General features: G+C 67.1%; 18 protein-coding genes. All 18 read left to right on the top strand.

What is annotated here, in order from left to right; genetic code table 11:
* Positions 1–40 precede the first annotated feature (40 nt).
* The 18 genes from rpsL to rplE all read left to right on the top strand — a co-directional run bounded on the left by rpsL (position 41) and on the right by rplE (position 11,255).
* Positions 41–415 carry a 30S ribosomal protein S12 gene (rpsL, locus tag ABGB17_RS22090; RefSeq protein ID WP_184978963.1) on the top strand — a complete coding sequence of 125 codons (375 nt, stop codon included), beginning with the start codon at positions 41–43 and terminating at the stop codon, positions 413–415.
* A 1-nt stretch (position 416) separates the two neighbouring features.
* Complete coding sequence (rpsG, locus tag ABGB17_RS22085; protein WP_184978964.1) at positions 417–887, top strand: 30S ribosomal protein S7; 471 nt, start codon at positions 417–419, stop codon at positions 885–887.
* Between the two features lie 39 nt (positions 888–926).
* The gene (fusA, locus tag ABGB17_RS22080) at positions 927–3,026 is read left to right on the top strand and encodes an elongation factor G (protein ID WP_347632462.1); all 2,100 of its coding nucleotides are present in this window, start codon (positions 927–929) and stop codon (positions 3,024–3,026) included.
* A gap of 59 nt (positions 3,027–3,085) precedes the next feature.
* Positions 3,086–4,279: an elongation factor Tu gene (gene tuf, locus ABGB17_RS22075; RefSeq protein ID WP_347632460.1), complete on the top strand. Its 1,194-nt coding sequence runs from the start codon at positions 3,086–3,088 to the stop codon at positions 4,277–4,279.
* A 263-nt stretch (positions 4,280–4,542) separates the two neighbouring features.
* Positions 4,543–4,851, top strand: a complete 309-nt coding sequence (rpsJ, locus tag ABGB17_RS22070; protein WP_030912931.1) for a 30S ribosomal protein S10 — start codon at positions 4,543–4,545, stop codon at positions 4,849–4,851.
* A gap of 14 nt (positions 4,852–4,865) precedes the next feature.
* Positions 4,866–5,519, top strand: coding sequence for a 50S ribosomal protein L3 (gene rplC, locus ABGB17_RS22065; protein WP_347632457.1), 654 nt, complete (start codon positions 4,866–4,868; stop codon positions 5,517–5,519).
* Positions 5,516–6,166, top strand: coding sequence for a 50S ribosomal protein L4 (gene rplD, locus ABGB17_RS22060; protein ID WP_347632455.1), 651 nt, complete (start codon positions 5,516–5,518; stop codon positions 6,164–6,166). The genes rplC and rplD overlap by 4 nt, the downstream gene beginning before the upstream one ends.
* Entirely contained in the window at positions 6,166–6,468 is a 303-nt protein-coding gene (rplW, locus tag ABGB17_RS22055) for a 50S ribosomal protein L23 (RefSeq protein WP_347632453.1), read from the top strand. Before rplD ends, rplW begins: the two co-directional genes overlap by 1 nt.
* Before the next feature lie 48 nt (positions 6,469–6,516).
* On the top strand, positions 6,517–7,350 hold the full coding sequence (gene rplB, locus ABGB17_RS22050) for a 50S ribosomal protein L2 (RefSeq protein ID WP_347632451.1): 834 nt from the start codon (positions 6,517–6,519) through the stop codon (positions 7,348–7,350).
* An 11-nt stretch (positions 7,351–7,361) separates the two neighbouring features.
* Positions 7,362–7,640: a 30S ribosomal protein S19 gene (rpsS, locus tag ABGB17_RS22045; RefSeq protein ID WP_184608224.1), complete on the top strand. Its 279-nt coding sequence runs from the start codon at positions 7,362–7,364 to the stop codon at positions 7,638–7,640.
* Positions 7,641–7,668: 28 nt separating this feature from the next.
* The gene (gene rplV, locus ABGB17_RS22040) at positions 7,669–8,037 is read left to right on the top strand and encodes a 50S ribosomal protein L22 (RefSeq protein WP_184978970.1); all 369 of its coding nucleotides are present in this window, start codon (positions 7,669–7,671) and stop codon (positions 8,035–8,037) included.
* Complete coding sequence (gene rpsC, locus ABGB17_RS22035) at positions 8,037–8,882, top strand: 30S ribosomal protein S3 (protein WP_347632448.1); 846 nt, start codon at positions 8,037–8,039, stop codon at positions 8,880–8,882. The genes rplV and rpsC overlap by 1 nt, the downstream gene beginning before the upstream one ends.
* Before the next feature lie 2 nt (positions 8,883–8,884).
* Positions 8,885–9,301 (top strand): 50S ribosomal protein L16, encoded by a 417-nt coding sequence (gene rplP / locus ABGB17_RS22030; RefSeq protein WP_347632446.1) that lies wholly within the window; start codon positions 8,885–8,887, stop codon positions 9,299–9,301.
* Positions 9,302–9,356: 55 nt separating this feature from the next.
* Positions 9,357–9,593: a 50S ribosomal protein L29 gene (rpmC, locus tag ABGB17_RS22025; protein ID WP_184978973.1), complete on the top strand. Its 237-nt coding sequence runs from the start codon at positions 9,357–9,359 to the stop codon at positions 9,591–9,593.
* Positions 9,586–9,867, top strand: a complete 282-nt coding sequence (gene rpsQ / locus ABGB17_RS22020; RefSeq protein ID WP_184978974.1) for a 30S ribosomal protein S17 — start codon at positions 9,586–9,588, stop codon at positions 9,865–9,867. Before rpmC ends, rpsQ begins: the two co-directional genes overlap by 8 nt.
* Positions 9,868–10,005: 138 nt before the next feature.
* A complete protein-coding gene (rplN, locus tag ABGB17_RS22015; protein WP_184978975.1) occupies positions 10,006–10,374 on the top strand; it encodes a 50S ribosomal protein L14 in 369 nt (122 codons plus the stop codon).
* Positions 10,375–10,383: 9 nt separating this feature from the next.
* Complete coding sequence (gene rplX, locus ABGB17_RS22010) at positions 10,384–10,686, top strand: 50S ribosomal protein L24 (RefSeq protein ID WP_347632598.1); 303 nt, start codon at positions 10,384–10,386, stop codon at positions 10,684–10,686.
* Positions 10,686–11,255, top strand: coding sequence for a 50S ribosomal protein L5 (rplE, locus tag ABGB17_RS22005; RefSeq protein WP_347632445.1), 570 nt, complete (start codon positions 10,686–10,688; stop codon positions 11,253–11,255). Before rplX ends, rplE begins: the two co-directional genes overlap by 1 nt.

Raw genomic sequence — 11,255 nt, 5'->3', positions numbered from 1 at the left:
ACTTTTCGATTCACCGGCGATGCACGAAACGGAGACGCGGTTGCCCACGATTCAGCAGCTGGTCCGCAAGGGCAGGCAGGACAAGGTCAGTAAGACCAAGACACCGGCGCTCAAGGGGAGCCCGCAGCGGCGCGGTGTGTGCACTCGCGTTTACACCACGACTCCGAAGAAGCCCAACTCGGCGCTGCGCAAGGTGGCCCGTGTGCGGCTGACCAACAGCATCGAGGTCACGGCCTACATCCCGGGTGTCGGCCACAACCTTCAGGAGCACTCCATCGTGCTGGTGCGCGGCGGTCGTGTGAAGGACCTGCCGGGTGTTCGTTACAAGATCATCCGCGGTTCGCTGGACACCCAGGGTGTCCGCAACCGCAAGCAGGCCCGCAGCCGTTACGGCGCGAAGAAGGAGAAGAGCTGACATGCCGCGCAAAGGCCCCGCTGGGCGTCGCCAGCTTGTCGCGGACCCGGTGTACAACTCGCCGCTGGTCACCGCGCTCATCAACAAGGTCCTTCTGAACGGCAAGCGCTCACTCGCGCAGACCGTGGTGTACAACGCGCTCGAGGGGTGCCGCGACAAGTCCGGCAACGACCCCGTGGTGACCCTGAAGCGCGCCCTCGACAACGTCAAGCCCACTCTCGAGGTGCGCAGCCGCCGCGTCGGCGGTGCCACCTACCAGGTGCCGGTCGAGGTGCGTGCCGCGCGCAGCACCACGCTGGCCCTTCGCTGGCTGGTGCAGTACTCCCGCGCCCGCCGCGAGAAGACCATGACCGAGCGGCTGATGAACGAGCTGCTCGACGCGAGCAACGGCCTCGGCGCCAGCGTGAAGCGGCGCGAGGACACCCACAAGATGGCCGAGTCCAACAAGGCCTTCGCCCATTACCGCTGGTAACCCCAGCGGCGACGACGAGACGACGAGGACGCGAGAGAAGTGGCCACATCGACCGCTCTTGACCTGGCCAGGGTCCGCAACATCGGGATCATGGCCCATATCGACGCGGGCAAGACCACGACGACCGAGCGGATCCTGTTCTACACCGGTATCAACTACAAGATCGGTGAAGTCCACGAGGGCGCAGCCACGATGGACTGGATGGAGCAGGAGCAGGAGCGCGGCATCACCATCACCTCCGCCGCCACCACCTGCACTTGGCTTGATCACACGATCAACATCATCGACACGCCCGGCCACGTCGACTTCACCGTCGAGGTGGAGCGCTCGCTGCGGGTCCTCGACGGCGCGGTGGCGGTGTTCGACGCCGTGGCCGGCGTCGAGCCCCAGTCCGAGACGGTGTGGCGTCAGGCCGACCGTTACGGCGTGCCGCGCATCTGCTTCGTCAACAAGATGGACCGGGTCGGGGCCGAGTTCCACCGCTGCGTCGACATGATGGTGTCGCGCCTCGGTGCGACCCCGCTGGTGGTCCAGCTTCCGTGGGGCGTCGAGTCCGACTTCAAGGGCGTCATCGACCTTGTCCGGATGAAGGGCCTGATCTGGAGCGCCGAGGCGGCCAAGGGCGAGATGTACGACACCGTCGACATCCCGTCCGACCACGCCGAGGTCGCCCGTGAGTGGCGCGACAAGCTCATCGAGACCGTCGCCGAGAACGACGACGAGCTCATGGAGCTGTTCCTGGAGGGTGTCGAGCCCACCGAGGAGCAGCTCGTCGCCGCCATCCGCCGGGCCACGCTCGCCAGCGCCCTCAACCCGGTCCTGTGTGGCACCGCGTTCAAGAACAAGGGCGTGCAGCCCCTGCTCGACGCGATCGTCGCCTACCTCCCCGCCCCGACCGACATCCCCGCCTTCAAGGGGCACGCGGTCGGCGACGAGGAGAAGGTCATCGAGCGTCACGCCGACACCGAGGAGCCCTTCGCCGCGCTGGCCTTCAAGATCATGAGCGACCAGCACCTGGGCAAGCTCACCTACATCCGCATCTACTCCGGAAAGCTCGAGACCGGCACCAGCGTGGTGAACTCGGTCAAGGGCAAGAAGGAGCGGATCGGCAAGATCTACCAGATGCACGCCAACAAGCGCGAGGAGCGCCCGTCGGCGTTGGCCGGCTCGATCGTGGCGGTCATGGGCCTGAAGGACACCACCACCGGTGACACCCTCAGCGACCCGGCCCACCCGGTCGTGCTGGAGTCGATGAACTTCCCCGCGCCGGTCATCAACGTGGCCATCGAGCCCAAGACCAAGGGCGACCAGGAGAAGCTCAGCACCGCGATCCAGCGCCTGGCCGAGGAGGACCCCTCCTTCCAGGTCCGCAGGGACGAGGAGACCGGGCAGACCGTCATCTGGGGCATGGGCGAGCTTCACCTGGAGATCCTGGTGGACCGCATGCGCCGCGAGTTCAAGGTCGAGGCCAACGTCGGCCGCCCGCAGGTCGCCTACCGCGAGACCATCCGCCGCCGGGTGGAGAAGGTCGAGTACACGCACAAGAAGCAGACCGGTGGTTCCGGCCAGTTCGCGCGTGTGATCATCGACCTGGAGCCGCTGGGCGAGGGCAACGACGGCTACGAGTTCGAGAACAAGGTCACCGGTGGCCGCATCCCCCGGGAGTACATCCCGTCGGTGGACGCGGGCGCGCAGGAGGCCGCCGAGTTCGGCGTGCTGGCCGGCTACCCGATGGTGGGTGTCAAGGTCACCCTCAAGGACGGTGCCTACCACGAGGTCGACTCGTCCGAAATGGCTTTCAAGATCGCCGGTTCGATGGCCTTCAAGGAGGCCGCGCGCCGTGCGGACGCCGTGATCCTTGAGCCGATGATGGCCGTCGAGGTCACCACGCCCGAGGACTACATGGGTGATGTCATCGGCGACCTCAACGGCCGCCGCGGGCAGATCCAGGCGATGGAGGACCGGACCGGGGCGAAGGTCATCCGCGCCCTGGTTCCGCTGTCGGAGATGTTCGGTTACGTGGGCGACCTGCGCAGCAGGACCCAGGGCCGGGCGGTCTACAGCATGCAGTTCGACTCCTACGCGGAGGTGCCCCCGGGCATCGCCAAGGAGATCGTCGCGAAGGCTCGGGGCGAGTAGGACCGCCTCGCAGTCCGACGACTAGCAAGTCAAGTCAGAATCTCTAAGGAGACAGAGCAGTGGCCAAGGCCAAGTTCGAGCGGACCAAGCCGCACGTGAACATCGGCACTATTGGGCACATCGACCACGGCAAGACCACTCTGACCGCGGCGATCACCAAGGTGCTTCACGACCGTTTCCCTCACCTCAATGAGGCGACCCCGTTCGACAAGATTGACAAGGCGCCCGAGGAGAAGGCCCGCGGCATCACCATCTCCATCGCCCACGTCGAGTACCAGACCGAGAAGCGGCACTACGCTCACGTGGACTGCCCGGGTCACGCCGACTACGTGAAGAACATGATCACGGGTGCGGCGCAGATGGACGGCGCGATCCTCGTGGTCGCCGCCACGGACGGTCCCATGCCGCAGACCAAGGAGCACGTGCTCCTGGCCCGCCAGGTCGGTGTGCCGTACATCGTCGTCGCCCTGAACAAGGCCGACATGGTGGACGACGAGGAGATCCTGGAGCTCGTCGAGCTCGAGGTCCGCGAGCTCCTGTCCGCTCAGGAGTTCCCGGGCGACGACCTGCCGGTCGTTCGCGTCTCGGCGCTGAAGGCGCTCGAGGGCGACGAGAAGTGGGGCGACTCCATCATCGAGCTCATGAACGCCGTGGACGACAACGTCCCCGAGCCCGTTCGTGACACCGACAAGCCGTTCCTGATGCCGATCGAGGACGTCTTCTCGATCACCGGCCGCGGCACCGTCGTGACCGGCCGCATCGAGCGCGGCATCGTCAAGGTCAACGAGACCGTCGACATCATCGGCATCAAGGAGAAGCACACCTCGACCACCGTCACCGGTGTCGAGATGTTCCGCAAGCTCCTCGACGAGGGCCGGGCCGGCGACAACGTGGGCCTGCTCCTGCGTGGCATCAAGCGCGAGGACGTCGAGCGCGGCCAGTGCATCATCAAGCCGGGCACGACCACCCCGCACACCGAGTTCGAGGCGCAGGTCTACATCCTGTCCAAGGACGAGGGCGGCCGCCACACGCCGTTCTTCAACAACTACCGCCCGCAGTTCTACTTCCGTACCACGGACGTGACGGGCGTCGTGACCCTCCCCGAGGGCACCGAGATGGTCATGCCCGGTGACAACACCGAGATGACCGTCCAGCTGATCCAGCCCATCGCGATGGAGGACGGACTCAAGTTCGCCATCCGCGAGGGTGGCCGCACCGTCGGTGCGGGCCGGGTCACGAAGATCATCAAGTAGTTCGACCGCGGGTCGGCGGCCGGGCCCGGGAAACCGGGATCGGCCGCCGCACCACGAAGGGGCCGCTCCGGCGGCCCCGGAGCCCACAGCGGGCCCACACCCGGGCCAGGCCGTGATCTCGCAGCAGGCTCGATCCGCGCGACCGAGACGGCTGCAAGATCACGGAGGCACGCGCGTCCGGGTCACCGCACAGGTGGGACACGCCAAAGCGGCACAGGCCGCACGAAACTTGTAGGACGACAGCGAAGGACACCGAGGCCACTATGGCGGGACAGAAGATCCGCATCCGGCTTAAGGCCTATGACCACGAGGTCATCGACGTCTCGGCCAAGAAGATCGTCGAGACGGTGACGCGGACTGGCGCGAAGGTCGCGGGCCCGGTGCCGTTGCCGACCGAGAAGAACGTGTACTGCGTCATCCGCTCGCCGCACAAGTACAAGGACAGTCGCGAGCACTTCGAAATGCGCACGCACAAGCGGCTGATTGACATCATCGATCCGACGCCGAAGACCGTCGACTCGCTCATGCGTCTCGACCTCCCGGCCGGCGTCGACATCTCGATCAAGCTCTGAGGGAACGCACTGACATGGCTAAGCAGATCAAGGGCGTCCTGGGCAAGAAGCTCGGCATGACCCAGGTCTTCGACGAGGGCAACCGGATCGTCCCGGTCACCGTCGTCGAGGCCGGTCCGTGCGTGGTGACCCGCGTCCGCACTGAGGACAGGGACGGCTACTCGGCCGTCCAGCTCGGCTACGGGCAGGTGGACCCGCGCAAGGTGAACAAGCCCCTGGGTGACTACCTGCGCAAGCACAACATCACCCCGCGCCGCTACTTCACCGAGATCCGCACTCCGGACGCCTCGGAGTACGAGCTCGGCCAGGAGGTCCTCGCCGACGCGTTCGAGGCCGGCCAGTTCGTGGACGTCACCGGCAAGAGCAAGGGCAAGGGTTTCGCCGGTGTCATGAAGCGTCACGGCTTCAAGGGCCTCGGCGCCTCCCACGGCACCCAGCGCAAGCACCGTTCGCCCGGCTCCATCGGTGGCTGCGCCACCCCGGGCCGCGTGTTCAAGGGTGTGCGCATGGCGGGCCGCATGGGCAACGTCCGCACCACCGTCCAGAACCTCAAGGTGCACGCCGTGGACGTCGAGAAGGGGCTCATCCTGATCAAGGGTGCGCTTCCCGGCGCCAACGGCAGCCTCGTCCTGATTCGCACCGCCGCCAAGAAGGGGGCCGACAAGTGAGCACCACCATCGACGTCCTCGACCCGGCCGGCGCGAAGACCGGGACGGTCGAGCTGCCGGAGGCCGTCTTCGGCGCCAAGGTCAACATCCCGCTGATCCACCAGGTCGTGGTCGCGCAGCTCGCCGCCCGCCGGCAGGGCACGCACAAGACCAAGACCCGTGGCGAGGTCCGCGGCGGCGGCAAGAAGCCGTACCGCCAGAAGGGCACCGGCCGCGCCCGTCAGGGTTCGACCCGCGCCCCGCAGTTCGCCGGCGGTGGCGTCGTCCACGGCCCGGTGCCGCGCGACTACTCCCAGCGGACCCCGAAGAAGATGAAGGCCGCCGCGCTGCGCGGCGCCCTCAGCGACAGGGCGGGCGGCGGCCGCGTGCACGTCGTCAGCGGCCTGGTCGAGGGGGACACCCCGAAGACCCGGGCGGCCATCCAGGCCCTGCGCAAGATCTCGGAGGCGCGCTCCGTCCTCGTCGTCCTCGACGAGAACGACGAGCTGTCGTGGCTGAGCCTGCGCAACGCCCCGGAGGTCCACCTTCTGACGGCGGGGCAGCTCAACACCTACGACGTGCTCTGCCACGAGGATGTCGTGTTCACCCGCGAGGCGTACGACCAGGTCGTCGCCCGGCTGAGTGACAGCGGGAAGGAAGAAGCCTGATGGACAAGATCACCGACCCGCGCGACATCATCATCAAGCCGGTCGTCTCCGAGAAGAGCTACGGCCTGATCGACGAGCACAACAAGTACACGTTCCTGGTGCGCAAGACGGCCAACAAGACGCAGGTGAAGATCGCCATCGAGCAGATCTTCGGCGTCAAGGTGACCGGCGTGAACACGATCAACCGCCAGGGCAAGCGCAAGCGGACCCGGTTCGGCTACGGCCAGCGCCCGAGCACCAAGCGGGCCATCGTCAGCCTCGCCGAGGGCGACCGGATCGACATCTTCGGCCCGGTCGGCTGACCCACCTCCGCACCGCATCGCATCACCGACGAAGGATGAACGAAAAAGATGGGCATCCGTAAATACAAGCCGACGACACCCGGTCGTCGCGGCGCGAGCGTCTCGGACTTCGCCGAGATCACGCGCAGCACGCCGGAGAAGTCGCTGCTTGCCCCCTTGCACAGCAAGGGCGGCCGCAACGTCCACGGCCGGGTGACCGCGCGTCACCAGGGTGGCGGGCACAAGCGTGCGTACCGGATCATCGACTTCCGGCGGCACGACAAGGACGGCGTCCCGGCCAAGGTCGCGCACATCGAGTACGACCCGAACCGCACGTCGCGCATCGCGCTCCTGCACTACGCGGACGGCGAGAAGCGCTACATCCTCGCCCCCACCGGCATCAAGCAGGGCGACCGCATCGAGAACGGCCCCGCGGCCGACATCAAGCCGGGCAACTGCCTGCCGCTGCGCAACATCCCGACCGGTACCTTCATCCACGCCGTGGAGCTGAAGCCGGGCGGCGGCGCCAAGCTCGGCCGCTCGGCCGGCGCGCAGATCCAGCTTCTGGCCAAGGAAGGGCAGCTCGCCACGCTGCGTATGCCCTCGGGTGAGATGCGCCAGGTCGACGTGCGCTGTCGCGCCTCGGTCGGCCAGGTGGGCAACGCCGAGCAGGCCAACATCAACATCGGTAAGGCCGGTCGTAACCGCTGGAAGGGCAAGCGCCCGACCGTCCGCGGTGTCGCGATGAACCCGGTCGACCACCCGCACGGTGGTGGTGAGGGCAAGACCTCCGGTGGTCGCCACCCGGTGAACCCCAAGGGCAAGCCCGAGGGCCGCACCCGCCGTGCCAACAAGGCCAGCGACCGGCTGATCATCCGTCGGCGGAGCAAGAAGAAGCGGTAGGAGCAGCGTAAATGCCACGTAGCCTTAAAAAGGGTCCTTTCGTTGACGACCACCTGATGAAGAAGGTGGACACGCAGAACGAGAAGGGCACCAAGAACGTCATCAAGACGTGGTCGCGGCGCTCCATGATCGTGCCGGACATGCTCGGTCACACGATCGCCGTCCACGACGGCCGCAAGCACGTACCGGTGTTCGTCACCGAGTCGATGATCGGTCACAAGCTGGGCGAGTTCGCGCCGACGCGGACCTTCCGCAGCCACGTCAAGGAAGACCGGCGTAGCCGGCGGTAAAGCGCCTTCAGGAAACGAGGAGTAAGCGATGGAAGCCAGGGCTCAGGCGCGGTTCGTCCGCGTCACGCCCCAGAAGGCCCGCCGCGTGGTGGACCTCATTCGCGGGCTGCCCGCTTCGGAGGCGCAGGCCGTGCTGCAGTTCGCCCCGCAGGCGGCGAGCGAGCCGATCTACAAGGTGCTGTCGAGCGCGGTCGCGAACGCCGAGCACAACTACAAGCTCGATCGCGAGACGCTGGTCGTGAGCCGGGCGTGGGTCGACGAGGGGCCGACGCTGAAGCGGTTCCGTCCCCGCGCGCAGGGCCGTGCCTATCGGATCAACAAGCGGACGAGCCACATCACTGTGATCGTCGAGTCCCGGCCCGAGGGCCAGGGCAGGCCGAAGGGAAGGACCCGCTAGTGGGCCAGAAGGTTAACCCGCACGGGTTCCGCCTCGGCATCACGACCGACTTCAAGAGCCGGTGGTATGCCGACAAGCTGTACAAGGCGTATGTCGCCGAGGACGTCGCGATCCGTCGCATGCTGCAGAAGGGCATGGAGCGGGCCGGCATCTCCAAGGTCGAGATCGAGCGCACCACCGACCGCGTCCAGGTCGACATCCACACCGCCCGGCCGGGCATCGTCATCGGCCGCCGCGGCGCCGAGGCGGACCGCATCCGTGGCGACCTCGAGAAGCTGACCAAGAAGCAGGTCCAGCTCAACATTCTCGAGGTCAAGAACCCCGAGGTCGACGCCCAGCTCGTCGCCCAGGGCGTGGCCGAGCAGCTCTCCAGCCGGGTGTCGTTCCGGCGGGCCATGCGCAAGGCCATGCAGTCGGCGATGAAGAGCGGCGCCAAGGGCATCCGTGTCCAGTGCTCCGGTCGTCTCGGCGGCGCGGAGATGTCGCGGTCGGAGTTCTACCGCGAGGGCCGCGTGCCGCTGCACACCCTTCGCGCGGACATCGACTACGGCTTCTACGAGGCCCGCACGACCTTCGGCCGCATCGGCGTGAAGGTCTGGATCTACAAGGGCGAGGCTCCGACCAGCCGCGCCGAGCGCGAGGCCCAGGCGGCCGGGGCGCGGGCCGGCCAGCGCCGTGACCGCACCGACCGTCCGCAGCGCGGCGGCCGTGGCGCCGGCGGCGGCCGTGGCCGTGACGGCGGCGGCCCCCGTGGCGGCGGCCGTGGCCCTCGGGCCGAATCCACCGCGCCCGCTGGGGCGCCCGAGAGTGGCCCGGCCGAGCAGCCGGGTGCTGAGGGGAGCTGACCATGCTGATCCCGCGCAGGGTCAAGCACCGCAAGCAGCACCGGCCCGACCGTAGCGGTGCCGCCAAGGGCGGCACCAAGGTCGTGTTCGGTGAGTTCGGCATCCAGGCGCTTGAGCACCACTACGTGACCAACCGCCAGATCGAGGCCGCGCGTATCGCCATGACCCGGCACATCCGCCGTGGCGGCAAGGTGTGGATCAACATCTACCCGGACCGCCCGCTGACCAAGAAGCCGGCCGAGACCCGCATGGGTTCCGGCAAGGGCTCGCCGGAGTGGTGGATCGCGAACGTCAAGCCTGGCCGCGTGATGTTCGAGCTGTCCGGTGTGTCGGAGCCGGTGGCCCGTGAGGCCCTCCGGCGCGCGATGCACAAACTCCCGATGAAGTGCCGGTTCGTCAAGCGCGAGGTCGAGGTCTGATGACGCGCGCGATGAAGGACGTCCGGACTGTTGAGTGTGAAGTGGGTGAGGCGTGATGGCCAAGGGCCTGACCGCCGGTGAGCTGCGGACTTCTGACCAGGACGAACTGGTCCAGAAGCTCAAGGAAGCCAAGGAGGAGCTGTTCAACCTCCGCTTCCAGGCGGCGACCGGTCAGTTGGAAAGCCACGGGCGGCTCCGTGCCGTCCGGCGCGAGATCGCCCGTATCTACACCGTGATGCGCGAGCGGGAGCTCGGCATCGTCACGGTCGAGAAGGAGCCGAGCGATGGCTGAGACAACCGAGACCACCAAGCAGGCGCGGAACTACCGCAAGACCCGTGAGGGTCTGGTCGTCAGCGACAAGATGGACAAGACCGTCGTCGTCGCCGTCGAGGACCGCGTCAAGCACCCGCTGTACGGCAAGGTCATCCGCCGTACGACCAAGTACAAGGCCCACGACGAGGGCAACACCTGCGGCGTCGGCGACCGCGTGCTCCTGATGGAGACCCGGCCGCTGTCCGCCACCAAGCGGTGGCGGGTCGTGGAGATCCTCGAGCGGGCCAAGTAAGTCGCCCGGCGGGCCCCGCGAGGGGTACCGCCCGGGCGTCCCCCCCGACACCGGCAGGGCCGGTGGCGGGTGCATTAGACCGAATCTAGTTCCGCCAGGCTCAGAGAATGAGAACCGGCGTGACACACGGGAGTTGACGTGATCCAGCAGGAGTCGCGGCTCAAGGTCGCCGACAACACGGGTGCCAAGGAGATCTTGTGCATCCGGGTGCTCGGCGGCTCGGGTCGGCGCTACGCGGGTATCGGCGACATCATCGTCGCGACGGTGAAGGACGCCCTTCCCGCCGCGGGTGTCAAGAAGGGTGATGTGGTCAAGGCTGTCGTGGTGCGCACCGCCAAGGAGCGCCGCCGCCCCGACGGCTCCTACATCCGCTTCGACGAGAACGCCGCGGTCATCATCAAGGACAGCGGTGACCCTCGGGGCACGCGTATCTTCGGTCCGGTCGGTCGTGAGCTGCGCGAGAAGAAGTTCATGCGCATCATCTCGCTCGCGCCGGAGGTGTTGTAAATGCCGAAGCTGCATGTGAAGAAGGGTGACCTCGTCCTGGTCATCGCCGGTAAGGACAAGGGTGCCAAGGGCCGTGTGATCCAGGCGATACCGCGGGAGGACCGCGTCATCGTCGAGGGCGTCAACATGGTCAAGAAGCACTCCAAGGTGACCCACCAGGGTCCCCGCGGCGCCAAGGAAGGCGGCGTGCGGACCATGGAGGCCCCCATCCACGTGAGCAACGTCAAGAAGCTCAAGGATGAGCCGAAGAAGGACGACGAAAAGCCCGCCAAGAAGGCTGACAAGGCCGACGAATCGGGTGAGGACAACTGATGACCGCCACCACTGAGACCAGGCCGTCGCCGCGCCTCAAGGAGCGTTACCGCGAGGAGATCGCCGGCAAGCTCCGTGAGCAGTTCGGCATCGAGAACGCCATGCAGATCCCCCGGCTCACCAAGATCAAGGTGAACATGGGTGTCGGCGAGGCGGCTCGCGATTCCAAGCTCATCGAAGGCGCGGTCCGCGACCTGACCGCCATCACCGGTCAGAAGCCGGCCGTCGCGCACGCCCGCAAGTCCATCGCGCAGTTCAAGCTGCGTGAGGGCATGCCGATCGGCGCGCACGTGACGCTGCGCGGCGACCGCATGTGGGAGTTCCTCGACCGTCTGCTGTCGCTGGCCCTCCCGCGAATCCGTGACTTCCGCGGCCTGTCCCCGAAGCAGTTCGACGGCAACGGGAACTACACCTTCGGCCTGACCGAGCAGGTGATGTTCCACGAGGTCGACCAGGACAAGGTGGACCGCCAGCGGGGCATGGACATCACGGTCGTGACCACCGCGGCCGACGACGACCAGGGCCGGGCGCTGCTCAAGCTTCTCGGCTTCCCGTTCAAGGAAGCGTAG

The organism is Sphaerisporangium sp. B11E5, from assembly GCF_039871875.1.
Classification (GTDB): domain Bacteria; phylum Actinomycetota; class Actinomycetes; order Streptosporangiales; family Streptosporangiaceae; genus Sphaerisporangium.
Note: the sequence above shows the minus strand (reverse complement) of the source record. Positions and strands in the feature narration are given on the sequence as shown.

What these genes read in the sequence shown, in the direction of transcription:
- rplP (WP_347632446.1), top strand. Translation starts at nt 8,885, where the DNA reads ATGCTGATCCCGCGCAGGGTCAAGCACCGCAAGCAGCACCGGCCCGAC.
- rplE (WP_347632445.1), top strand. Translation starts at nt 10,686, where the DNA reads ATGACCGCCACCACTGAGACCAGGCCGTCGCCGCGCCTCAAGGAGCGT.
- rpsQ (WP_184978974.1), top strand. Translation starts at nt 9,586, where the DNA reads ATGGCTGAGACAACCGAGACCACCAAGCAGGCGCGGAACTACCGCAAG.
- rplW (WP_347632453.1), top strand. Translation starts at nt 6,166, where the DNA reads ATGGACAAGATCACCGACCCGCGCGACATCATCATCAAGCCGGTCGTC.
- rplB (WP_347632451.1), top strand. Translation starts at nt 6,517, where the DNA reads ATGGGCATCCGTAAATACAAGCCGACGACACCCGGTCGTCGCGGCGCG.
- rpsG (WP_184978964.1), top strand. Translation starts at nt 417, where the DNA reads ATGCCGCGCAAAGGCCCCGCTGGGCGTCGCCAGCTTGTCGCGGACCCG.
- rplV (WP_184978970.1), top strand. Translation starts at nt 7,669, where the DNA reads ATGGAAGCCAGGGCTCAGGCGCGGTTCGTCCGCGTCACGCCCCAGAAG.
- rpsJ (WP_030912931.1), top strand. Translation starts at nt 4,543, where the DNA reads ATGGCGGGACAGAAGATCCGCATCCGGCTTAAGGCCTATGACCACGAG.
- rplC (WP_347632457.1), top strand. Translation starts at nt 4,866, where the DNA reads ATGGCTAAGCAGATCAAGGGCGTCCTGGGCAAGAAGCTCGGCATGACC.
- rpmC (WP_184978973.1), top strand. Translation starts at nt 9,357, where the DNA reads ATGGCCAAGGGCCTGACCGCCGGTGAGCTGCGGACTTCTGACCAGGAC.
- rpsS (WP_184608224.1), top strand. Translation starts at nt 7,362, where the DNA reads ATGCCACGTAGCCTTAAAAAGGGTCCTTTCGTTGACGACCACCTGATG.